The following is a 21,078-nucleotide window of genomic DNA, read 5'->3' on the forward strand; positions in this document are numbered from 1 at the left end:
CGACGCGACGGGTTCGCATTCTATGCCTTTGCAAAAACAAGCTCGCTTCTGTATTATCGAAAGCAGTTTTGCGTGGGGCGCAACAGCGAGAATCGAATGAAAAGAGGCGCGAGAGACACCGGCATCGATCACATGGGCGCGATGCGCGCGTTCGTCAGAGTGGTCGAAACAGGGAGTTTTTCGGCGGTCGCGAAGGAGATGCACGTGTCGACGTCCACGGTCGCGCGCAAGATCACGGCGATCGAGGAGGCGCTCGGCGTCGCGCTGCTGCACCGCTCGACGCACAGCGTGACGCTCACCGAAGCCGGCCATATCTACCTGGAGCGCGCCGTCACGCTGATCGCGGATCTCGACGACACATTGCGCGTCGTCGCCGAGCTGAATGCGCAGCCGAGCGGCCCGCTGAAGCTCACCGCGCCGGTGGCATTCGGCCGCCGCCATCTCGCGCCGCTGGTCGCGCCGTTTCTCGCCCGCTACCCGACGATCCAGCTCGACGTGCGGCTCACCGACAACCACAACGACCTCGTGGCCGGCGGCTTCGATCTCGACATTCACGAGGGCGAGAACTACCTGGACAACCTCGTCGTCCACCGCCTGTCCCGCAACGACAGCATCCTGTGCGCGACGCCCGGCTATCTCGACCGCTGCGGGCGCCCGTCCGCGCCGGACGACCTCAAGCAGCACAACTGCCTGCGCTACGTGCATCCGGAAGGCGATCCGCGCTGGGCGCTCGTGAACGGCGACGCGCATCACAGCGTGCTGCCGGCCGGCAACCTCGTCACCGACCATTCGGAGCTGCTGCTCGAAGCGACCTGCGCGGGGCTCGGCATCGCGGAATTCGAGATCTGGCTGGTGCGCGACCTGCTCGCGAGCGGCCGGCTCGAAGCCGTGCTGCCGCGCTACCGGCTGCAGAACCGGCTGACGGGCGAATACATCTACATCGCGTATCTGGCGAACCGGCGCAGTTCGGCGAAGCTGCGCGTGCTGAAGGACTTTCTCGCGGAACACCTCGCGCATATCGGCGAGTTGTCGGAGCGGGAACTGACGAAGATTCGCGGCGCGAGCGCGTAGTCACGCTCGCGCCGCTTCGCGCGGCCCGGATCGCGGGCCGGCGGCGTCACGACGCAGCCACGCCATTCAGTCCGGCTGCAACTCGAACGGGAACGTGGCGTGCCCGATCTCGATGCCCTGCGTGTTGAGCATCCGGGGCCGATGGAAGCCCGCCAGTTGCGCGCGCTGCACGAACGTACCGATCTGCAGCCGATCGAGAATCTCGCTGACGACCATGTAGAGCACGTCGAGATTGCCGTCCTCGATCTTCACCGAGATGCCGAGCGCGCCATCGGCGCCGAGTCGCCGCGTGTTCTCCGACGCACGCACGCCGAGCCCGTAGCACGCATCGGCACCGAGCTTGCCGACCACCTGCCCTTCGAACGCGTTCATCAGTACCGTGCAATAACGCCCGTCGCCGGCGACCAGTTCCGGATGCGCCGTCATCGCACGATGAATGCGCGCCAGCGCGCGAACGCGACCGCTGACCTCGCCGCCGCCCGCTTCCACCTTGTCCGCGCCGTCGGCCAGCGATGCGTAGAGACGCGCCAGCCGATCCAGCGAAAACGCCGGCGTCGGCAGGTTGCACCCGTCGATCGCCCAGTCGACTTCGTCGTCGCGCAAGCCGCACGCATCGGCCACGACATGCTTCACGCGCACCTGCATCGGATGGTCGGGCAGATGGTAATCGGCCATCGCGGCGCCGATCGCCTGCGCGCCGGCCAGCATCCCGACATGCTTGCCCGAACAGTTGCTGCACACGCCGGTCGGCGTGTAGTCGCGCTTGATCCACGACCGGTACACCGCATCGGACAACGGCGGATGGCCGCCGCAACGCAAATCCGACTCGTGCGCGGCGACCTTGGCGAGCATCGCCCGCGTGCGTTCGATGTGCCGGTCCTCGCTGCTGTGCGACGCGCACATCAGCGCGATGTCCGCGTCGTCGAAACCGAACCGCTCAGGCGCGCCCGTCTCGATCACCGACAGCGCCTGGGCCGGCTTGGCCGCCGAGCGCGCCAGCGTCATCCGGAACGGATCGCCGAACCGGGCCAGCAACCGGCCGCTTGCATCCACCACCGCCACATGGGCGACGTGTGTGTTCTCGATCGCATTGCCGCGGTACGTGACGACCGCTGCGCGTTGGGTGTCCATCTTGTTCTGTCTCCTTGCTCGGGGCCTGCTTGCCGGGGCCCGTCCAACCGGTACGGCAGTGTAGCGAGTCGTCGCCGCCGCGCGCCGGCCGGGCGATGGAAAGCGGTGTTGCACGCGACGCAAAGGCAATCGCGCCCCCACGAAAGCCTGACCGAATGAGTACAAAAACCATTCAATCACTTACGGAATTGGCACCAGTTCATACAATTTCGATCGAAAACGCGAATCATACGCATTTATGATCGGCGCGAAGTGGGACGTGCTGCAGGATCGGCTGTCGCTGACCTCGGCGCTGTTCCAGACCGAGAAGACCAACGCGCGCGTCAGCGACGGCCTCGGTCACACGGTCAACGCAGGCAAGCAGCGCGTGCGCGGCGTCGAACTCGGCTTCGCGGGCAACCTGACGCCGAAGTGGCGCGTATTCGGCGGCTACTCGTACCTGAACGCAATCACGACCGACGCGGGCCCCGGCAGCCCGGGCGCATCGGGCCTGCCGATGGTGATGGTACCGAAGCCCAACTTCACGCTGTGGACGCGCTACGACGTGATGCCGAAGCTCACGCTCGGCGCCGGTGCGACGGTGATGAGCCAGACCTACGCGTCGGTATCCGCGACGACGAAGAAGTGGACGCCCGGTTATGCGCGCTTCGACGCGGCCGCAACGTGGCGCGTGAACAAGACGATGGACGTGCAGCTCAACGTGCAGAACCTGTTCGACAAGAAGTATTACGCGAGCGCGTATCCGATCTACGCGACGTGGGCGCCGGGCCGTTCGGCGATGGTCACGCTCAACTTCCATCAGTAACGCCGTCGGCGGCTGCGTCGACGGCCACGGGATCGCGCCCGGATCGCCCGGCGATACGCTCTCGCGCTGCGACGACGCGTACGTGACGCCGGGCCGCCCATGCCCGGCCACCGCGACGATGCCGGTCGAACGCCGCCGCGCGCTGCCCGATTGCGCGCGGCAGCATGACTTCGCGATCGTCGAGGACGATTACGATCGCGCGCTCGCGGACACGTTCTGGTTCCCGCACGGCGCGGACGCGCACACGCGACGTCACGATGCGCGCTGGTAGTAGATGTTCTGCGGATGCCGCGCATCCGCGAAGAAGAACCAGCGCTCCGCGACCAGCCCCGCATACTGGATCACGAATGCCGCGCCGAGCGCGACGGCGGCCGCGACCGACGTCGGCGCGAGCGCGAGCGCGCCGGTCAGCACGAACGGCACCGCGAATGCGCCGATCAGGAAGCCGGCCTTCACCGCGCGCAGCGTGCCGTTGCCCTGCCCGTGAAAGAACTCCCGCGTATTGAACGCGCTGGCCGTGAAGCCGCGCGACGTCTGTTCGACCTTCTCGCCGCGGATCCCGGTCGCGCTCTGCACGGTCGACTTCGGCCGCAGTCGCGCATTGCGTGCGAGCGACGCGAGCCGTGCGACGCCGCCCGCGAGCGTCAGCGCGCACGCGGCCACGGCGAGCCGGCCGACCAGCGCCGGCGCGAGCCACGCGGCGCACGCCGTGGCCAGCGTGCAGCCCGACGCGCAGCCGAGCAGCACGAAGTTCACGAGCGTCAGCGGGCTCGCCCATTCCTGCAGGAAGCGCAGGCACGCGTAGATCATCGCCGTGCACACGAACAGCGCGACGCTCGCGAGCGCGCCCGCCGCACCGATCAGCAACGTGCCGGGCCAGCCGAACAGGTGCGCCGCGCCATACGCGAACGCACACGCGAGAAACACCGGCAGCGCGATGCATTCGCGCGACAGCCACGACGTGCGCCACATCGCGATCGCCCGCCACGCGCGTTCGGGGTGGCCGAGATGGAAGAACGACGCCAGCAGGCCGAGTGCGCCGAGCGCGACCGACAGCGCGGCGCCCGTCACGTAGAACGACGCCGCGATCTCGACGCCCGCCGCGCGCGTCAGCGCCTCGACGAGCACGAGCGTCAGCAGCAGGCCCTGTGCCGCGCCGCACAGGGTGGTGAGAAAGACGACCGAAAAGGCTGGGCGCATGGGGACTCCGTTTTTTCGTATGAGTGAAGGGCTTCGCGCTCAGCGCCGTGTCGCGAGCGACGCGAGATTGAGGTCGCCGCGCGCCGCGCGGGCTTCGAACGACTCGTTCTCGTCGCGGCCGTTCGACGCGCTGCCGCACTCGCCGCTACTCCCGCAACCGCACGATGCTTCGGTCTTCACGCGCGGCAGGTAATGGTTCGACGGCCGCGTGCCCCATTCGGGCATCAGCTGATAGCCGCCGCGTTCGCGGATCGCGCGCGACACATCGGACTCCGGATCGTGCACGTCGCCGAACAGCCGCGCCGACGTCGGGCACGCGAGCACGCAGGCCGGCTTCCGGTCGCGTTCGGGCAGCGCCGGGTTGTCGATGCGGTCCGCGCACAGCGTGCACTTCGTCATCTCCTTGCGGCCTTCGTCGAGCTCGCGTGCGCCGTACGGGCACGCCCATGCGCAGTACTTGCAGCCGATGCACTTGTCGTAGTCGACCAGCACGATCCCGTCCGACTTGCGTTTGTAGCTCGCGCCGGTCGGACAGACGGGCACGCACGGCGGATCCTCGCAGTGCAGGCACGATTTCGGGAAATGGATCGTGTCGGTCATCGGGAACACGCCCGCTTCGTAGGTCTGCACGCGGTTGAAGAACGTACCCGACGGATCGTCGTCGTACGGGTGCAGGTCGGCGAGACTGCCGGCTTCGCCCGACGTGTTCCATTCCTTGCAGCTCGTCACGCAGGCATGGCAGCCGACGCACACGTTCAGGTCGATGACGAGGGCCATCTGGGTCATGGTCGTACTCCTTCGCTCAGCGATCTTCAGGCTTCGGGCCGGCCGACGTCGCGCGCCGCAGCCGCGCGGCGAATGCGCCGGTTCCCGCGAAATACGCCTGCACGCGCCGCAGCACGCGTGGCGTGCCCGGCAGGGCCGGCATCGGCGCGAACTGCGGCAAGGTCGTCGCCGCATCGGCTTCGGCCGGATAGATCCGCACCTGCACGTCGTACCAGCCGGCCTGCCCCGTTATCGGATCGGAGTTCGACATCCGCGCGCCGCCGCGTGCCGCATCCGGCAGTTCGTCGGTGATCACGTGGTTCAACAGGAAGCCGCGCTGCGACTCGCCCGCCTGCGGCCCGAGGTTCCACGCGCCGGCCGCCTTGCCGATCGCGTTCCAGGTCCACACGGTGCCAGGCTCGACCGCCTCGCTGTAGCGCGCGCGGCAGCGCACCTTGCCCCACGGCGATTCGACGTAGATCCACGCGCCGTCGCCGATCTGCTGCGCGGCGGCGGTCACCGGATTCACGAACAGGTGGTTCTCGCCGTGGATCTGCCGCAGCCACGCGTTCTGCGAATCCCACGAGTGGTACATCGCCATCGGCCGCTGCGTGATCGCCGCGAGCGGATAGCGGCCCGCATCGGTCAGCCCGCTTTCGAGCGAGCGATGCCAGAACGGCAGCGGATCGAAATAGCGCGCGATGCGCTCGCGCAGGTGGTCGGGCGGCTGGCGGCCCGACGTGCGGCCCTGCGCGGCGAGCCGGAATTTCTGCATCACGTCCGAGTAGAGCTGGATCACGATCGGCATGCCGAACTTGCGCATCCCGTTGTCGACCGCCCACTGCATGTACGGCGCATTGCAGTTGCGCATGTACTGCAGCGGCTCCGGCAGCCGGTGGTGGTACACGCAGTTGTTCTCCGCATAGCGCTTCCACTGGTCGGGGTTCGGCTCGCCGACGACGGCCTTGTCGCCGTTCTTGCCGCGCCAGCCGATCAGGAAGCCGGTGCCGGAATCCGGCGCGGTCTGGAAGTTGATGACGAAATCCGGATAGTCGCGATACTTGCGCTGGCCGTCCGCGGTCGTGAAGGCCGGAAACTTCAGCCGGCTCGCCAGCTCGATCAGCACTTCCTGGAACGGCTTGCATTCGCCGGCAGGCGGCACCACCGGCACACGCACGGAGTCGACCGGTCCGTCGAATTCGGAGATCGGACGGTCGAGCACCGACATCACGTCATGCCGTTCGAGGTAGGTTGTGTCGGGCAGGATCAGATCGGCGAACGCCGTCATCTCCGACGCGAACGCATCGCACACGACGAGGAACGGGATCCGGTATTCGCCGTCGTCGCGCTTGTCGACCAGCATCTTGCGCACTTCGGTCGTATTCATCGACGAATTCCACGCCATGTTGGCCATGAAGATCAGCAGCGTGTCGATCGGATAGGGATCGCCGCGCCATGCATTGGTGATCACCGAATGCATGAGCCCGTGCACCGCGAGCGGGTATTCCCACGAGAATGCCTTGTCGAGCCGCGCGGGCGTGCCGTCCGGATGGACGAACAGGTCCTCGGGGCCCGCGGGCCAGCCGAGCGGGCCGGTGGCGAGCGGCATGTTCGGCCGGATCTGCGCCGGGTCGTTCGGCGGTTTCGCCGACGGCGGCACCGCGCGCGGATACGGCGCCTTGTGCCGGAAGCCGCCCGGCCGGTCGATCGTGCCGAGCAGCGACATCAGCACGGCGAGCGCGCGGATCGTCTGGAAACCGTTCGAATGCGCGGCGAGCCCGCGCATCGCATGGAACGCGATCGGCACGCCCTTCACCGATTCGTGCGCCTTGCCCCATGAGTCGGTCCAGCGCACCGGCAGCTCGATCGCGTGGTCGCGCGCAACCGTCTCCATCTCGCGCGCCAGGCGGCGGATCGTGTCGGCCGCGATGCCGGTGATGTCGGCCGCCCATTCGGGCGTGCATTCGGCCACCTGTTCGCGCAGCAGCGTGAACGACGGCGCGACGGGCGTGCCGTCGTCGAGCGTATAGCGGCCGTCGAGCGCGGGCTCCGCGCCTTCCGCATGATGCAGCACCGCGCGGTTCGTCAACGTGTCCCACCACATCCGGTTCTGCGGATACAGCGCATTGACCTCCGGCGCGTCGGCGTCACGCACGAACAGCCCGAACGTATCGGCGCCGTCGCGCTGGTCGACCAGCTCGGCCGCGTTCGTGAAGCGGGACACGAATTCGAGGTCGAACGCGTCGCGCGCGATCAGCTCGTGCATCAACGCCATGAACAGCGCGCCATCGGTGCCGGGACGAATCGGAATCCATTCGTCGGCAATGGCCGCATAGCCGGTGCGCACCGGATTGATCGCGATGAAGCGGCCGCCCGCGCGCTTGAACTTGCCGAGCGCGATCTTCAGCGGATTCGAATGATGGTCTTCCGCCGTGCCGATCATGAAGAACAGCTTCGCGTGGTCGAGATCCGGCCCGCCGAATTCCCAGAACGAGCCGCCGATCGTGTAGATCATCCCGGCCGCCATGTTCGCCGAGCAGAACCCGCCATGCGCCGCATAGTTCGGCGTACCGAACTGTTTCGCGAACAGGCCGGTGAGCGCCTGCATCTGGTCGCGCCCGGTGAACAGCGCGAAGCGCTTCGGGTCGGTGGCGCGCAGGTGCGCGAGACGCTTTTCGAGCACGTCGAACGCAACCTCCCACGACACCGGCTCGAACTGCGCGTCGCCACGCTCGGCGCCCGGCTTGCGCATCAGCGGCTGTGTGAGCCGCGCGGGCGAATACTGCTTCATGATTCCCGACGAACCTTTCGCGCAGATGACGCCCTGGTTCAGCGGATGCTCGGGGTTGCCGTCGATATAGCGCACCTCGCCGTCGCGCAGGTGCACGCGGATGCCGCAGCGGCACGCGCACATGTAGCACGTCGTCGTCTTGATCTCGGCCTGCTCGTCCCGCTCGCGTGCCCGATGTTCCATCGCCTGTCCTCGTTCGTGGATGAGGGCGCGCCCGCCGGGGGCGCACCCGTGAATCGGTTCATCCATGCTATGCCGGCACGCGGCCGACATAAAGTCGCATCCTCTGATCGGTGCTATCGGTCGGCCCGATAGTTGCGCCGGCTATCCATCGGATCGGGCCGGAAGCCGCATGCGCGAAGGCCCGGCTTGCGGGCCGGGCCTTCGGCGTCATGCGTTGCCGCGCATGACCGCGGCGGATAGGTGGACAGTTCGGTGTCGTCCGGATGCTCGCGACGGCGGAGGCGCGCGAGCCCGTAGGCGACGGCCGGCGCGCCCAGGCTGGCAACACCGAGCCACAGCGGTTTGCGCGGGTCCGGGATGAACGCCATCGCGGCGAGGATACCGACCATGCCGATGATCGCGATCCAGGTGAGGTACGGATACGCCCACCTCCTGACGCGCAGCTTGCCGGCGGCCACCGGGTCGAGGCGCTTGCGCAGGCGCAGTGGCGGGAACGCGATCGGCACGTACACGAACAGCGCGACGGTGCCGTGCGAATTGACGAGGAACGCGAACACGGTATCGGGCGACACGGACGACATCAAGACCGACACGTAGCCGAACACCGTGCCGAGCAGGATCGCGCGCACCGGCACGCCGCGCTTGTCGACCTTCGCGAGCGCGGCGTCGGGATCGACCACGCGGAATGCGTGCGCGGGATGGTGGCCGTTGCGGTGCCGGTGAAGGATGCGGCTAGCGGCCGCGTGCTCGTGGCGCTCGTCGTGCATGCGCCGACCGCGCGCGACGCTCAAGGCTTTGCTGGAGAACGTGCCGAAGATGCGGAAAGCGGCCACGCGGTTGGCGCCGCTGCTGCATGCGGCTGAGGGCGCGCCGCCGGGTTGACGCGGTCGCGTGCGTTCATGCCGACGTGCGATCACACGTTCAAGCGTTCACGCAGTCACGCAGTCACGCAGTCACGCAAGGTGATATCGCAACCAGAAAGTCTCGCGACACGCGTTGTCGAACGTCATCCGCGTCGGGCCGATCGATTGCGCATCGGGATGGCGGAGCACGTCGTAGTCGATAAAGCACTCCGCGCACAGCAGGTCCGACGGCGCGCGATCCTGCTCGACCGAGCGGCGCACGATCGCACCGTTGTCGAAGCGGTATTCGGTTTCGTCGCGCGTGACCTCGACGTCGTCGTCGGTCCAGCGGTCGTGCGACGTCGTGTGCGACACGATCGACACCGGGCCCGCGAGCCCGTGGATCGCGGCGACGTAGGAAATGAGCTTGTCCATGGCGAGGCGGCAAACGGATGGATGGCCGCCTCGCGCACCTGCATCGCACGAGGCAACCCGAGCGGCGAGTATAGCCGCGCGCCGAAGACCTTGCCGCCGGCGGCGGTTTCGCGCGCTACGCCTCCAGCGCCAGCAGCGCGAACGTCGCGAGCCAGTGCTCGCCCATGTAGTCGCCGGCCACGTGCGCGAGTGCGCTCGCAAGATGCCGGTCGGCCGCCTCGAGCAGCTTCGCGCGCCGCGCATCGCCTTCCGGCAGCGAGCCGGCGAGCGCACGCTGGCACCACGCGCGGCTCAGGTTCAGCCCGTCGAGGTGCGCGATCTTCCCGTCGCTGCGATCGCTGACCGTCGCCGGCTCGAACAGCGTCGCCGGCTCGCCGCGCGCGAGATCGGGCAGGAAGCGCGCGAACCAGCCGTCGAATTCGGCGCCCGGCAGCACGCGCCGCATCAGCTCCGCCTCCATCAGCACGGGCGACAGGAATTCGTCGCCCGACGGCTCCCACGCCTGGCACGCGACATCGTTCAGGTGCCAGCGCTTCGCGATATCGACGATCAGCGCCGCGAGCCCGTCGCGCTGCGTATCGCGCGCGAAATCGAGCGTGAGCGCCAGCGCGAACGCGGTGTTGAAATGCGTGCCGACACGCAGCGGATAGGTCGCTTTCGGCAGGAAGGTTTCGAAGCGCGACACGAACAGGTCGGTAAGCGGCGCCATCGTCTTCGCCCAACGCGCGGCCTGCGGCAGCGCCCCCTTCAGCGCGAGCCGCTCCAGCTGCGCCGACAGCGCGAGCAGCCACGCCCAGCCGTACGGACGCTCGAAGCCGGCGTTGTGCGGCAGCGCGAGATACGCCCGCTCGCCGGCGACGTTCACATCGGTGAAGTGCGCATCGACGATCGCGACGATGCGTTCGGCCTCCGGCAATGCCGGGTAGCGTTCGAGCACGCGCAGCACGAGCCAGTAGCCGTGCACGCACGAGTGCCAGTCGTAGCTGCCGTAGAAGATCGGGTGAAGTGCGCGCGGCCCCTGCACGTCCTGCGGGCCGGCGAGCGAATGCGTGAGCTTGTTCGGATATTCGCGGGTCAGGTGCGCGAGCGCGAGCGACGCGAATTTCGACGCGAGTTCGGGGGTCAGTCGGTCGGTCATGAGGATCTCGTCCATCGAGTCAGAAGCGGAATGCGAACGCGTACATCAGCAGCGTGTTCACGGCGAGCAGCAGCACGGCTGTCGGCCACTGCACCTTGATCACGCCGTTCTTGTCCTTCAGTTCGAGCAGCGCGGCCGGCACGATGTTGAAGTTCGCGGCCATCGGCGTCATCAGCGTACCGCAGAAGCCGCTCAGCATCCCGATCGCGCCGACGATCGCCGGGTTGCCGTGGAACTGGTGGACGATCAGCGGCAGGCCGATGCCGGCCGTCATCACGGGGAACGCGGCAAAGCCGTTGCCCATGATCATCGTGAACAGCGCCATGCCGACCGTGTAGGCCGCGACTACCGCGAACGGCGAATCGATCGGCACCCACTCCTTCACGAGCCCCGACACCACCCCGCCGACGCCCGCGACCGCGAACAGCGCGCCGAGCGCCGCGAGCATCTGCGGCAGGATCGCGGCCCAGCCGACCGCATCCATCGTGTGGCGCGCCTCCTTCACGGCATGCACGGGCGAATCGCGCAGCATCGCGAGCGCGACGGCGAACGCGACGAGCGTGCCGAGCACGAGCGAGATCAGCGTCACGCTCTTCTGGTCGACGAACGGCACCCGCTTCAGCGCGAACGTGCCGATCAGCGTGACGACCGGGATCAGCAGCGCGGGCAGGAACAGCTTGTTGCCGAACCGCTGCGCGAGCGTCTCGCGCCGCACGGCCGCGGCCTCCCCGGCTTCATCGGACTGGCCGCGCCCGAGCTTGCCCGAGCCGGCGATCACCGCGAGCGCGATCGCGAGGCAGCCCGTCACGAAATGCGGCAGCCACGCGCCGAACAGGAACGTGGCCGCGTAGATCGCCCAGAACGCGAAATTGACGATGCGGCGCGGGTTCGTGCGATCCGTCAGGTTGAAGAACGCGAACGCGGCGAACATCAGCCCCGCGAGCGTGTACAGCGATTCGAGGCCGATCATCGCGCGCCCTCCTGCGCCACCAGGCCGAAGCCGCGCGCCAGCCGGCGGTCGAGCAGCGCGAGGCGCGTGCAGTGGATCAGGAGCGCGGCGAGCGCGGTCGGGATCGCCCACACCGACAGGTGCAGCGGCTCGATGGAGATTCCGTTCTGTTCGAGAAAGCCCTTGATCAGCAGGATCGACTGGATCGCGATGAAGATGTCCTCGCCGAAGAACACGGCGACGTTGTCGACGCCCGACGCATGCGCGCGGATCTGCTGGCGCACCGATTCGGGCAGCTCGCCGTGCCGGTTGACCGCGGCGGCCTCGGCCATCGGCGCGATCAGCGGCCGCACCATCTGCGCATGGCCGCCGAGCGACGTGAGGCCGAGCGCGGCCGTTGCCTGGCGCAGCACGAAATACAGCATCAGCACGCGGCCCGTGGTGGCCGCCTGCACGCGCGAGATCATGTGCCTCGCCTGCTCCTTGAGCCCGTTGCGCTCGAGCAGCGCGATCACCGGCAGCGTCAGCCAGATGAGCCCCATGTAGCGGTTTTCGGTGAACGCCTTGCCGAACGCGCTGACGATGTCGACGAGATTCAGCCCGCCCGCCAGCCCCGTCGCGAGCCCCGCGATCGTGACCACCAGCAGCGCATTGAAGCGCAGCGCAAAACCGATCACGACGATCGGCACCCCAATCAGCACCAGCATTGCTCCTCCTTGTATCGGACGCGCGGCGCCTTGGCATGCGCCGCCTGCCCGGTTTGGACCGGGCTCTGACGGCGCAATCTAGCACGAGACTTTATCGATAAATAGTCGACAAATTACTGCTCCGGGTAAACGTTGAAGCGTGCGGACACCGTGCCCGGGCCATGTGTCGGCGGTATTTCATCCGAGGAATCGACGGACGGACGACCGGCGCGGACGCACCGGTCCCGGCACGCGCGTGCCCGCTCCGGGAGCGGCGTGCGACGGGCCGCCGCGCGTGGCGAAGCCCCGGTGCGCCGACTACACTGGAAAGCATCGGCAACGGACGGGAGAGCCGCCATGATTGACGTATTCCAGACCATCGGCAGCCGCGCGTTCTCCGCTCATCTGGCGAAGGACGGGACGGTGACGCTGATGGAGCAACGCCAGGAAGTCGATCGCGTGACGCTCGCGACCGCGTATGCCGCGCTCGTCGAGGAGTCCGAGCAGGAAGCCGACCTGCTCGACGCGACGGTCGAAGGCATGATGCGTGCGCTGATCCAGGGGTACGCGCGCAGTCATTGACGGCGCGGCCGCGCCCGTTGAAGCGGATGAGGCTGGCGCGGGCGCTACGCGGCCGCTGTACCGGCGCCCGTGTCGAACCATCGGCCCGCACGCAACTGCCGGTAGTCGGCCTGCGTGAAGATCCTCAGCAGGTTCGCGACCGCGCCGTTGCTGGCGCGGTCGCGTTCCGTCATGAAGGCTTCGACCTCGTCGCGGCCGGCAAACAGGATCGTGCGAAAGTAGCGTTCACGCTCCGCGTCGGACAGGTTCGTTGCGCCCAGCTGGTACGGAGGGTGAAGCGCCGCGAACAGGAAGTAAAAGCGCTCGGCGTCGTCGCGCAGCACGCGCACCGCGTCCGGATCGACCGGAAAATCGCGGTAGAACGACGCGTGCCCGCTCTCGATATAGATCCGGTACAGCAACCGGCCATCGTGCTCGATCACGATCGGCGCGTACGGGTCGCGGCTGACAAGCAGGGTGTCGGGCGCGGTCATCGCGAACGCCTCGCGGCCGGCTCCCCGCCGGTGCCGCGCCGCCATGCTGACGGCGCCCCGACGCACAGCCACACCGCAATGGCGCGCGCGGTCATTTGAAAACGAGGCGTCTGGTTCATATGGTTCGGCGGATTTCGCGCGACGGATGGCGGGAGAGTTCGATTGGCGCGTCATGATCGCATGGCGTGCCGTCCGCCCGCCAGCGGCGACCGGCTTTCACATGCCATCCGGCGGCCGCCTCCCGACACGCGTCGTCATAGAGGAAACGCACTGAAACGGCACAATGCGCAAATTTTTCGATTGCCGCCGCCCGCGCCGCATGACAGCATTCGGGCGTCGCCAACCGAAAAGAATGCCGCGCCGTCCGGCCGCCGATGCCGCCCGGCGGCGCCGAACAGGCAGCCCCTTCCATGAACCCGGCCCACCTCCAACATTACGAACCGACCGGAGAATTCCGCTTGTGAACATCGGCATCGTCAACGACCTCCCGCTTGCCGTCGAGGCGATGCGCCGCGCGATCGCGCGCCGGCCCGAGCACCGCGTGCTGTGGGTCGCGACCGACGGCGCGCAAGCCGTCGAGCTGTGCGCCGCGCAGCCGCCCGATGTCGTGCTGATGGACCTGATCATGCCGAAATTCGACGGGATCGAAGCGACGCGGCGGATCATGCGATCCGAACGACCGTGCGCGATCCTGATCGTGACGAGCTGTATCGGCGCGAATGCATGGCGCGTGTTCGAGGCGATGGGCGCCGGCGCGCTCGACGCGGTCGATACGCCGCGGCTCGGCGACGGCGCGGCCGGCGACACGACCCGCCTGCTGCTCGCGAAGATCGACCAGATCGGCCGCCTGCTCGACGCTCCCGGCGGCACGCGCCTCGCCGGCACGGCCTCCCGCGCCGGCGGCGGGCCGCTGGTCGCGATCGGCGCATCGGCCGGCGGCCCCGGCGCGCTCGCGTCGATCCTCGGCGCGCTACCGGCCGATTTCAATGCACCGATCGTGATCGTCCAGCACGTCGACCGCGCGTTCGCCGAAGGCATGGCGCAATGGCTCAACGGCCAGACGCCGCTCGCCGTGCGCGTCGCGCGCGAAGGCGACCGCCCGCAGCCGGGCGTCGCGCTGCTCGCCGCGACCGACGACCACCTGCGCATCACGCGCGCCGGCACGCTCGAATACACGCGCGAGCCGGCCGCCACGCCGTATCGCCCGTCGGTCGACGTGTTCTTCAACAGCCTGACCGAGCACTGGCCCGGCCGCGTGATCGGCGTGCTGCTCACGGGGATGGGGCGCGACGGTGCGATCGGCCTGAAGGCGCTGCGGATGAAGGGCTACCATACGATCGCGCAGGACGAGGCGACGAGCGCCGTGTACGGCATGCCGAAGGCGGCCGCGACACTCGGCGCGGCGCGCGCGATCCTGCCGCTCGGGCGCATCGCGGGCGAACTGGCGGCGCTCGCGAGAATCTGAGCCCGACGATGAACACGCGCAACACCCATGGCTGCCCCTGCAACAAGCGCAACGACCGCAACAACCCGCGTCGACCATGACCATTGACCTGACTCGCCCGCCAGGCGGCCCCTACACGCCGCCCGCCGACGTGCCGGCGATGGTGCTGCTGGTCGATGACCAGACGATCGTCGCGGAAGCCGTGCGGCGCGCGCTCGTCGACGAGGAAGGCATCGATTTCCACTACTGCCCGCGTTCGGACGACGCGATGGCCACCGCGATCGAGACGCGGCCGACCGTGATCCTGCAGGACCTCGTGATGCCCGGCACCGACGGGCTGAGCCTCGTGAAAGCGTACCGGACGAATCCGGCGACGCGCGACGTGCCGATCATCGTGCTGTCGACGCAGGAAGAGCCCGTGATCAAGAGCGCCGCGTTCGCGGCCGGTGCGAACGACTACCTCGTGAAGCTGCCCGATCGCATCGAGCTCGTCGCGCGGGTACGCTACCACTCGCGCTCGTACATGAACCTGCTGCAGCGCGACGAGGCCTATCGCGCGCTGCGGCAATCGCAGCAGCAGTTGCTCGAAGCCAATCTCGAGCTGCGGCGTCTCACGCATTCGGACGGCCTGACCGGGCTGTCGAACCGGCGCTATCTCGACGAATACCTCGCCGCCGAATGGCGGCGAGGTATGCGCGAGCGCAGCGAGCTGTCGCTGCTGATGATCGATGTCGACAACTTCAAGCTGTACAACGACACGTACGGCCACGTGTCGGGCGACAGCGTGCTCAAGCAGATCGCGTCGACCATCGAGCGCTGTCTCGGCCAGTCGGGCGATCTTGCCGCGCGTTTCGGCGGCGAGGAATTCGCGGTCGTGATGCCGGCCACGTCGCCGGGCGCCGCGCGGCTGCTCGGCGAGAAGATCCGCCTCGCGATCGAGGCACTGCGGCTGCGCCACGCGCATTCGTCGACGGGCGACACCGTGACGATCAGCATCGGCGGCGCGAGCATCGTGCCGATGCCCGGCCTGCCGACGACCGTGCTGATCGAGGCCGCCGATCGCGCGCTCTATCGCGCGAAGCGTGAAGGCAAGAACCGCGTCGAGATCGACGCGACGCCGACGACGCCGGTTCCCGGCGATTTCGGCGGGCCGCGCGCCGACTGAACGCCGAACGCGTGCCGCGCTCACACGGCGCCGAGCCGGCGCGCGTAGTCGGTCGGGTCGAGCGGGCGGCTGAACAGATAGCCCTGCTGCATGTCGCAGCCGATCTGCTGCAAAAACCATGATTGCGCCTGCGTCTCGACGCCTTCGGCCGTGACCTTCATCCCGAGCGAATGCGCCATCGCGACCACGGCCTGCGTAATCGCCACCGAGTCGTGATGATCGGGCACGCCCGACACGAACGAGCGGTCGACCTTCAGATTGTGCAGCGGAAAGCGTTTCAGGTATGCGAGCGACGAATAGCCGGTGCCGAAATCGTCGACCGAGATCCGCACGTTCATGTCCGTGAGCGCCTCGAGCATCGGCAGCACGGTGTCCGTGTCGTTCATCAGCAGTCCTTCGGTAATCTCGAGTTCGAGCGCGGAAGGATCGAGTCGCGCCTGCGCGAGGCAGCGCTCGACCGACTCGACGAGCCCTTCGTGGAACTGCCGCGGCGACAGGTTGACGGCCAGCATCAGATCGGGTGCGATCGTGCGGCGCCATTCGGCGGCCTGCCGGCACGCGGTTTCGAGCACCCATTGGCCTATCGCGACGATCTGCCCCGTATCTTCCGCGACCGGGATGAACTCCGCCGGCGACATCGGCCCGAGCTCCGGGCTCGTCCAGCGCAGCAGCGCCTCGGCGCCGACGGTGCGGCCGCTGCGTGCATCGACGACGGGCTGATACGCGAGCCGCAGCATGTCCGACGAAAGCGCGCGCCGCAGCGACTGCTCGATCGCGAAGCGGCGCTGCAGCCGCAGGTTGAGCTGCGCGGTGAAGAACGTGAAATGGTTGCGGCCGCGCTGTTTCGCGTCGTACATCGCCGAATCCGCGTTGCGCATCAGCGTGACGGCATCGTCGCCGTCGCGCGGCGCGACGCTGATGCCGATCGACACGCCGAGCCAGTATTCGTTGTTCGCGATCGCGAACGGTTTCGCGATCGCGTCGATCACCTCGCGTGCGAGCGCCGCGAGCCGGTCGGGATCCTCGCAGTCGTCGACGAGAATCACGAACTCGTCGCCGCCGACGCGCGTGAGCGCATACCGGCCGCCCCCGCAGGCCGCGAGCCGCGCGGCGACGCTGCGCAGCAGCGCGTCGCCGGCGTCGTGGCCGGCCGTGTCGTTGACCTTCTTGAAGCCGACCAGATCGATGAACAGGATCGCGACGCGCGCGGGGCCGGCCGCCGCATCGCGCCCGCCGAACAGCTCGCGCATGCGGTCGCCGAGCCAGCGGCGGTTGTAGAGGCCCGTCAGCGCATCGCGCGTCGCCATATAGCGCAACTGCTGCTGCGCTTCGCGCACGGGGCCGATGTCGTTGAACGACACGAGCACCGAATCGGCCTGCGTCTCGCCCGGTTTCACGATCGGCACCGCGTTGCCGCGCACCCAGATGATGTCGCCGTCCGCGAGGCCGAAGCCGACCGTGTAGCCGAGCAGCGGCGTGGCCGTCATGAGCGCGCGCCGGCTCGGCCATTCGTCGGGCGCGATCGGCGTGCCGTCCTCGCGCAGCTTGCGCAGGATCACCGTCGACAGCCGGCGGCCGACGAGGTCGCCCTTCACGCGCATCATCCGGTTCGCGCTCGGATTGCTCGCGACCACGACGCCGTCGCGCGACACGACGAGGATCCCTTCCTGCAGGCTGTTGACCACGAGCCGGTGATGTTCCTCGCTGCGCGCGAGCTGCTGCACCATCCGGTCCTGGTGAACCGCGAGGCCGACGCTGTTGCCGATATCGCGCAACAGTTCGGTTTCCTCGTCGCCCGGCCGGCGCGGCGTGCGGTGATAGACCGCGAACGCGCCGAGCACCGCGCCCGCGTCGTCGAGGAACGGCACCGACCAGCACGCACGCAAGCCCAGCGGCAATGCGACGGCACGGTAGTCGGCCCACAGGGGATCGGTTTCGATGTCTTCGACGGCGACCATCCGGCGCAGGTACATGGCCGTGCCGCACGAGCCGGCCGCGGGGCCGATCGACGCGCCTTCGATCGCCGCGCTGTACTGCGCGGGCAGCGAGGGCGCGGCGCCGACGTGCACGTGCACGCCGTCGGGATCGAGCAGCAGGATCGTGCACGACGCGCCGTCGCCGAGCAACGCCTCGGCACGCCGGCAGACTTCGGCCAACAGCTCCGGCAGCGGTGTGTTGCGCGTGATCAGCCTCAGCACGCTTTGCTCGGACGCGAGCACTTCCGCCGCGAGCCCGGGGCTGTAACAAGAACTTTGCGGTTCGGTATTCAAGCTGAATCCTGCCGTCAGTCCGATCGGGTCTGATGCGCCCGATTCGTTTTCGATCCTTCGTGCCGTTTTTCGCCCCGGGTTTACGCCGATGCCCGGTGCGCCCCGTATTGCGCGCCGTGCCATCGCGCGCCGAAACCTATTTAACACCAATCCGTGACGCCCCGCGCATCCGCTCGCATCAGGGGTTACGCGCGGTCGGCGCGGCGTTTGCAGCCGGTAGTCAGCAAGCCGAAAGACTTGCGCTCGGCGCGACGGCCCTCGGCAACGCAACGGCTCGCGTGCGCAGCGTTTGCAAACGATTCGTCAGGTTGTGGCGGCGCCCCGGCCGCGTTCGCGTTCAGTCGTCCGCGCCAGGATCCGTGCGCGCCTGGGCAGCGGATGGCGTGGCCCGCACACGACGAACATATCGTCGCGGTACAGCGGCGCGACGTCGCGCCCCGCGCTCAGCGCCGACGCCTCGAGCCGGCACACGAGCAGGTCGAGCGCGCGGCGCTGCGCCTGCACGGGCATCCGGTCGATGCGTGTCCTCGCGCACGTTGCGCTGCACCGGACGGCCGGCTTCCCGCGGCCACGCCCGCACGCCCGGAATCCGTTGCGGCGGCCGGCGGACGCCATCGCGCGCCGGCCAGGCCGCATTTTCGGATCCGTGATTCAATGACGATCGAACCGGCGTCGCGCATTCCGGCGGCACGGCGATGTGTGTCCTCATCGAACGACCTTCACGGGATCACCATGACGAACCCTGCCGAAATCAAGGCGCTCGTTTTCGATGTCTTCGGAACGATCGTCGACTGGAGAAGCGGCGTCGCACGCGGCGCCGCCGCGTTCCTCGACCGCCATGCCCCCGCGCTCGACCCGCTCGAGTTCGCCGATGCGTGGCGGGCCGAATATTCGCCGTCGATGGAGGAAGTCCGCAGCGGGCGCCGCCGTTACGTGCGGCTCGACGTGCTGCATCGCGAGAACCTCGTCCGCACGCTCGACCGCTACGGGATCGTCGACGTGCCCGACGCCGACATCGACGCGCTCAACCTCGCGTGGCACAGCCTCGACCCGTGGCCCGACGCCGTCGCGGCGCTGCACCGGCTGAAGCGGCGCTTCATCATCGCGCCGCTGTCGAACGGCAACATCCGGCTGATGGTCGACGTCGCGAAACGCGCGGGGCTGCCGTGGGATGCGATTCTCGGCGCGGAAGTCGTTCGCGCGTACAAGCCGTCGCCGCAGGTCTACAGCGAGACGGTCGAAATTCTCGGCGTCGAGCCGGCCGAGCTGTGCCTCGTCGCCGCGCACAACGGCGACCTCGCGGCCGCGCGCCGCCAGGGGCTGTCGACCGCGTTCGTGCTGCGGCCGACCGAACACGGGCCCGGCCAGACGACCGACCTGAAAGCCGACGATGCGTGGGACTTCGACGTCAGGGACCTGTACGAACTCGCGGATCGGCTCGAGTGCCCGCGTTGAAAACCGGGTTCCGGTGCGCGATCGCGGGGAGGCCGGCGGCTCGTCGAGCGCCGGCTCCCAGGGCCTAGCGCGCCGACGCCATCTCGGCCGCCTGCCCCTGCGCGGCCATCGCAAGACGCCGCCAGTTGCGGGCCGCATACCGGTGCGCCTGCTGCAACGCGAGCCACAACCCGATCTGCCTGATCGGCCTGAAGAGGCCGCGTGCACTGAACACGGTGCGCCGTTCGACGCGTGTCCGGCCGCCTTCCACGGGCGTCAGCGTGAATTCGTCCTCGAGCAGCCCGACCCAGTCGCGGCACCACACCGTCGACGCCACCATCCGGTAACGCAGCCGGCGCGGCTCGTCGAGCACGAGAATCCGCTGGTCGATGGTGCCGCGATCGGTCGTGCACTGCCGCGTGTTGCCGACGGCCGGCACGCCTTCGAGCACGCGGCAGCTGACCGGCTTCGGCACGCCGAGGCGGAACAGCAGCGGCCGCGTATCGTCCATCCGGGCATGGAGGAAATGCGGCCAGACATGCTCGGGCCGGCAATCGAACGTCCACTGCGAATGAATTTCCACGACACTCTCCTGGCAACTGCCGGTACGGACATGGCGCGATGATAGCCCTCGCCTCCGCGTTGCGCTGCAGGCACGCCGCTGCAGCGATCGCCGCCGCTTCCGTCACCGGCTAATCGGCGTCGCCGACGAATCTCATCGCCCCCGATTCGCCCGACAGCAGTGCGCGATTCGCGTCCGCCGCCGCCCGCAGGTAATCCCACAGCGCGGTCACGCGCCGCAGCTTGCGCAGATCCTCGCGGCACGTCAGCCAGAAGCACCGCGTGACGACCACGTCGTCCGGCAGCACCGGCACCAGCGCCGGCTGCGTGCCTGCCATGAAGCACGGCAGGATCGCGAGCCCGCCGCCCTGCAGCGCCGCGAAATATTGTGCGATCACGCTCGTCGTGCGCAGCCCGGCCGTTGCGCCCGGCACCGCGCGGTCCAGATACAGCAGTTCGTTGCTGAATGCGAGATCGTCGACGTAGCTGATGAACGCGTGCGGCGCGAGATCGTCCGTGCAGGTAATCGGCGCGTGGTTCGCGAGATAGTCGCGCGTCGCATAGAGCCGCAGCTGGTAGTCGCACAGCTTGGTGACCACGTAAGGCCCGCGCTCGGGCCGCTCGAGCGTGATCGCCAGATCGGCCTCGCGCTTCGGCAGGTTGACGAAATGCGGCACCGGCAGCAGGTCGACCGTCACATGCGGATGCGCGGCGCGAAACCGCGCGAGCTGCGGCGCGAGGAAAAAGCAGCCGAACCCCTCGGTCGACCCGATCCGCACGTGGCCCGACAACGCCTCGCCGGTGTTCGCGACCTGGTCGCACGCGGACTGCACGGTCGTCTCCATCGCGTCCGCATACGCGACGAGCCGCTGCCCTTCGGCCGTCAGCATGAAGCCGCCGGAGCGCGACTTGTCGAACAGCAGCGTGCCCATCGCGGCCTCGAGCGCCCGAATGCGCCGCGCGACGGTCGTGTAGTCGACCCCGAGCCGCTTCGCGGCGCCGCTCGCGCGCTGCGTGCGCGCGACTTCGAGGAAAAAGCGCAGGTCGTCCCAGTTCAGGTTGCCGGAAACCGGCTCGGTGGCATGTCGCATCGGCGAGAAAAAGGCTGGCGTCTCCAGGCCGGCCGTCGATATGCATAAATGCACATCCAACC

General features: G+C 68.4%; 20 protein-coding genes and 3 pseudogenes. 8 read left to right on the forward strand and 15 right to left on the reverse strand.

The genetic code is table 11. The features are described from left to right. Window positions 1-96 precede the first annotated feature (96 nt). Window positions 97-1,071, forward strand: coding sequence for a LysR family transcriptional regulator (locus HWX36_RS02070; protein WP_175950616.1), 975 nt, complete (start codon window positions 97-99; stop codon window positions 1,069-1,071). A 66-nt stretch (window positions 1,072-1,137) separates the two neighbouring features. On the opposite strand, the gene HWX36_RS02075 is transcribed toward HWX36_RS02070, so the two are convergent. Next, complete coding sequence (locus HWX36_RS02075; protein WP_175950617.1) at window positions 1,138-2,202, reverse strand: asparaginase; 1,065 nt, start codon at window positions 2,200-2,202, stop codon at window positions 1,138-1,140. A 175-nt stretch (window positions 2,203-2,377) separates the two neighbouring features. On the opposite strand from HWX36_RS02075, the gene HWX36_RS02080 reads away from it, so the two are divergent. Both HWX36_RS02080 and HWX36_RS02085 read left to right on the forward strand, forming a co-directional pair. Then, on the forward strand, window positions 2,378-3,007 hold the full coding sequence (locus HWX36_RS02080) for a TonB-dependent receptor (RefSeq protein WP_279613373.1): 630 nt from the start codon (window positions 2,378-2,380) through the stop codon (window positions 3,005-3,007). Between the two features lie 16 nt (window positions 3,008-3,023). Next, window positions 3,024-3,203: pseudogene (locus tag HWX36_RS02085) on the forward strand (PLP-dependent aminotransferase family protein); the annotation flags it as partial. A 56-nt stretch (window positions 3,204-3,259) separates the two neighbouring features. Here HWX36_RS02085 and HWX36_RS02090 read toward each other — a convergent pair. The 4 genes and pseudogenes from HWX36_RS02090 to HWX36_RS02105 all read right to left on the reverse strand — a co-directional run. After that, window positions 3,260-4,207: a DmsC/YnfH family molybdoenzyme membrane anchor subunit gene (locus tag HWX36_RS02090; protein WP_175950618.1), complete on the reverse strand. Its 948-nt coding sequence runs from the start codon at window positions 4,205-4,207 to the stop codon at window positions 3,260-3,262. A gap of 39 nt (window positions 4,208-4,246) precedes the next feature. Beyond that, window positions 4,247-4,993, reverse strand: a complete 747-nt coding sequence (locus HWX36_RS02095; RefSeq protein WP_175950619.1) for a 4Fe-4S dicluster domain-containing protein — start codon at window positions 4,991-4,993, stop codon at window positions 4,247-4,249. A 16-nt stretch (window positions 4,994-5,009) separates the two neighbouring features. Next, window positions 5,010-7,946, reverse strand: coding sequence for a molybdopterin oxidoreductase family protein (locus tag HWX36_RS02100; protein WP_175950620.1), 2,937 nt, complete (start codon window positions 7,944-7,946; stop codon window positions 5,010-5,012). Between the two features lie 227 nt (window positions 7,947-8,173). Further along, window positions 8,174-8,611 (reverse strand): annotated as a pseudogene (locus tag HWX36_RS02105) (GABA permease); the annotation flags it as partial. Here HWX36_RS02105 and HWX36_RS02110 point away from each other — a divergent pair. Next, window positions 8,606-8,828, forward strand: a pseudogene (locus tag HWX36_RS02110) (IclR family transcriptional regulator C-terminal domain-containing protein); the annotation flags it as partial. The pseudogenes HWX36_RS02105 and HWX36_RS02110 sit on opposite strands and share 6 nt — an antisense overlap. 71 nt (window positions 8,829-8,899) lie before the next feature. Here HWX36_RS02110 and HWX36_RS02115 read toward each other — a convergent pair. The 4 genes from HWX36_RS02115 to HWX36_RS02130 all read right to left on the reverse strand — a co-directional run bounded on the left by HWX36_RS02115 (window position 8,900) and on the right by HWX36_RS02130 (window position 12,017). Next, on the reverse strand, window positions 8,900-9,223 hold the full coding sequence (locus HWX36_RS02115) for a hypothetical protein (RefSeq protein ID WP_175950621.1): 324 nt from the start codon (window positions 9,221-9,223) through the stop codon (window positions 8,900-8,902). Between the two features lie 115 nt (window positions 9,224-9,338). Next, window positions 9,339-10,361 carry a DUF2891 domain-containing protein gene (locus HWX36_RS02120; RefSeq protein WP_175950622.1) on the reverse strand — a complete coding sequence of 341 codons (1,023 nt, stop codon included), beginning with the start codon at window positions 10,359-10,361 and terminating at the stop codon, window positions 9,339-9,341. A gap of 19 nt (window positions 10,362-10,380) precedes the next feature. Further along, on the reverse strand, window positions 10,381-11,331 hold the full coding sequence (locus HWX36_RS02125) for a DUF979 domain-containing protein (protein WP_175950623.1): 951 nt from the start codon (window positions 11,329-11,331) through the stop codon (window positions 10,381-10,383). Beyond that, window positions 11,328-12,017 (reverse strand): DUF969 domain-containing protein, encoded by a 690-nt coding sequence (locus HWX36_RS02130; protein WP_175950624.1) that lies wholly within the window; start codon window positions 12,015-12,017, stop codon window positions 11,328-11,330. Before HWX36_RS02130 ends, HWX36_RS02125 begins: the two co-directional genes overlap by 4 nt. A 336-nt stretch (window positions 12,018-12,353) precedes the next feature. Between HWX36_RS02130 and HWX36_RS02135 the strand changes: the two genes are divergently transcribed. Further along, window positions 12,354-12,578, forward strand: a complete 225-nt coding sequence (locus HWX36_RS02135; RefSeq protein ID WP_175950625.1) for a hypothetical protein — start codon at window positions 12,354-12,356, stop codon at window positions 12,576-12,578. Window positions 12,579-12,622: 44 nt separating this feature from the next. Here the strand turns inward: HWX36_RS02135 and HWX36_RS02140 are convergent, their stop codons facing one another. Continuing rightward, window positions 12,623-13,051, reverse strand: coding sequence for a hypothetical protein (locus tag HWX36_RS02140; RefSeq protein ID WP_175950626.1), 429 nt, complete (start codon window positions 13,049-13,051; stop codon window positions 12,623-12,625). Between the two features lie 115 nt (window positions 13,052-13,166). Then, complete coding sequence (locus HWX36_RS02145; RefSeq protein WP_175950627.1) at window positions 13,167-13,463, reverse strand: hypothetical protein; 297 nt, start codon at window positions 13,461-13,463, stop codon at window positions 13,167-13,169. A 48-nt stretch (window positions 13,464-13,511) separates the two neighbouring features. Here HWX36_RS02145 and HWX36_RS02150 point away from each other — a divergent pair, with 48 nt between their 5' ends. Together HWX36_RS02150 and HWX36_RS02155 are read left to right on the forward strand one after the other, a co-directional pair. Then, window positions 13,512-14,516 (forward strand): chemotaxis response regulator protein-glutamate methylesterase, encoded by a 1,005-nt coding sequence (locus HWX36_RS02150; protein WP_175950628.1) that lies wholly within the window; start codon window positions 13,512-13,514, stop codon window positions 14,514-14,516. A 76-nt stretch (window positions 14,517-14,592) separates the two neighbouring features. Next, on the forward strand, window positions 14,593-15,660 hold the full coding sequence (locus HWX36_RS02155) for a diguanylate cyclase (RefSeq protein WP_175950629.1): 1,068 nt from the start codon (window positions 14,593-14,595) through the stop codon (window positions 15,658-15,660). A 20-nt stretch (window positions 15,661-15,680) separates the two neighbouring features. Here the strand turns inward: HWX36_RS02155 and HWX36_RS02160 are convergent, their stop codons facing one another. Both HWX36_RS02160 and HWX36_RS36940 read right to left on the reverse strand, forming a co-directional pair. After that, window positions 15,681-17,930, reverse strand: coding sequence for an EAL domain-containing protein (locus HWX36_RS02160; protein WP_175950630.1), 2,250 nt, complete (start codon window positions 17,928-17,930; stop codon window positions 15,681-15,683). A 303-nt stretch (window positions 17,931-18,233) separates the two neighbouring features. Continuing rightward, window positions 18,234-18,440 (reverse strand): hypothetical protein, encoded by a 207-nt coding sequence (locus tag HWX36_RS36940; protein ID WP_244136288.1) that lies wholly within the window; start codon window positions 18,438-18,440, stop codon window positions 18,234-18,236. A 222-nt stretch (window positions 18,441-18,662) separates the two neighbouring features. Between HWX36_RS36940 and HWX36_RS02170 the strand changes: the two genes are divergently transcribed. Continuing rightward, entirely contained in the window at window positions 18,663-19,385 is a 723-nt protein-coding gene (locus tag HWX36_RS02170; protein WP_175950631.1) for a haloacid dehalogenase type II, read from the forward strand. Window positions 19,386-19,449: 64 nt separating this feature from the next. On the opposite strand, the gene HWX36_RS02175 is transcribed toward HWX36_RS02170, so the two are convergent. Further along, window positions 19,450-19,947 carry an SRPBCC family protein gene (locus tag HWX36_RS02175; RefSeq protein ID WP_175950632.1) on the reverse strand — a complete coding sequence of 166 codons (498 nt, stop codon included), beginning with the start codon at window positions 19,945-19,947 and terminating at the stop codon, window positions 19,450-19,452. Window positions 19,948-20,056: 109 nt separating this feature from the next. Beyond that, complete coding sequence (locus HWX36_RS02180) at window positions 20,057-21,016, reverse strand: LysR family transcriptional regulator (protein WP_175950633.1); 960 nt, start codon at window positions 21,014-21,016, stop codon at window positions 20,057-20,059. Between the last annotated feature and the right edge of the window lie 62 nt (window positions 21,017-21,078).

The organism is Burkholderia sp. BCC0405 (assembly GCF_902833075.1).
Taxonomy (GTDB): Bacteria; Pseudomonadota; Gammaproteobacteria; order Burkholderiales; family Burkholderiaceae; genus Burkholderia.

What these genes read in the sequence shown, in the direction of transcription:
- HWX36_RS02070 (WP_175950616.1), top strand. Translation starts at nt 97, where the DNA reads ATGAAAAGAGGCGCGAGAGACACCGGCATCGATCACATGGGCGCGATG.
- HWX36_RS02075 (WP_175950617.1), bottom strand. Translation starts at nt 2,202, where the DNA reads ATGGACACCCAACGCGCAGCGGTCGTCACGTACCGCGGCAATGCGATC.
- HWX36_RS02090 (WP_175950618.1), bottom strand. Translation starts at nt 4,207, where the DNA reads ATGCGCCCAGCCTTTTCGGTCGTCTTTCTCACCACCCTGTGCGGCGCG.
- HWX36_RS02095 (WP_175950619.1), bottom strand. Translation starts at nt 4,993, where the DNA reads ATGACCCAGATGGCCCTCGTCATCGACCTGAACGTGTGCGTCGGCTGC.
- HWX36_RS02100 (WP_175950620.1), bottom strand. Translation starts at nt 7,946, where the DNA reads ATGGAACATCGGGCACGCGAGCGGGACGAGCAGGCCGAGATCAAGACG.
- HWX36_RS02115 (WP_175950621.1), bottom strand. Translation starts at nt 9,223, where the DNA reads ATGGACAAGCTCATTTCCTACGTCGCCGCGATCCACGGGCTCGCGGGC.
- HWX36_RS02120 (WP_175950622.1), bottom strand. Translation starts at nt 10,361, where the DNA reads ATGACCGACCGACTGACCCCCGAACTCGCGTCGAAATTCGCGTCGCTC.
- HWX36_RS02125 (WP_175950623.1), bottom strand. Translation starts at nt 11,331, where the DNA reads ATGATCGGCCTCGAATCGCTGTACACGCTCGCGGGGCTGATGTTCGCC.
- HWX36_RS02130 (WP_175950624.1), bottom strand. Translation starts at nt 12,017, where the DNA reads ATGCTGGTGCTGATTGGGGTGCCGATCGTCGTGATCGGTTTTGCGCTG.
- HWX36_RS02135 (WP_175950625.1), top strand. Translation starts at nt 12,354, where the DNA reads ATGATTGACGTATTCCAGACCATCGGCAGCCGCGCGTTCTCCGCTCAT.
- HWX36_RS02140 (WP_175950626.1), bottom strand. Translation starts at nt 13,051, where the DNA reads ATGACCGCGCCCGACACCCTGCTTGTCAGCCGCGACCCGTACGCGCCG.
- HWX36_RS02145 (WP_175950627.1), bottom strand. Translation starts at nt 13,463, where the DNA reads ATGGAAGGGGCTGCCTGTTCGGCGCCGCCGGGCGGCATCGGCGGCCGG.
- HWX36_RS02155 (WP_175950629.1), top strand. Translation starts at nt 14,593, where the DNA reads ATGACCATTGACCTGACTCGCCCGCCAGGCGGCCCCTACACGCCGCCC.
- HWX36_RS36940 (WP_244136288.1), bottom strand. Translation starts at nt 18,440, where the DNA reads ATGCCCGTGCAGGCGCAGCGCCGCGCGCTCGACCTGCTCGTGTGCCGG.
- HWX36_RS02170 (WP_175950631.1), top strand. Translation starts at nt 18,663, where the DNA reads ATGACGAACCCTGCCGAAATCAAGGCGCTCGTTTTCGATGTCTTCGGA.
- HWX36_RS02180 (WP_175950633.1), bottom strand. Translation starts at nt 21,016, where the DNA reads ATGCGACATGCCACCGAGCCGGTTTCCGGCAACCTGAACTGGGACGAC.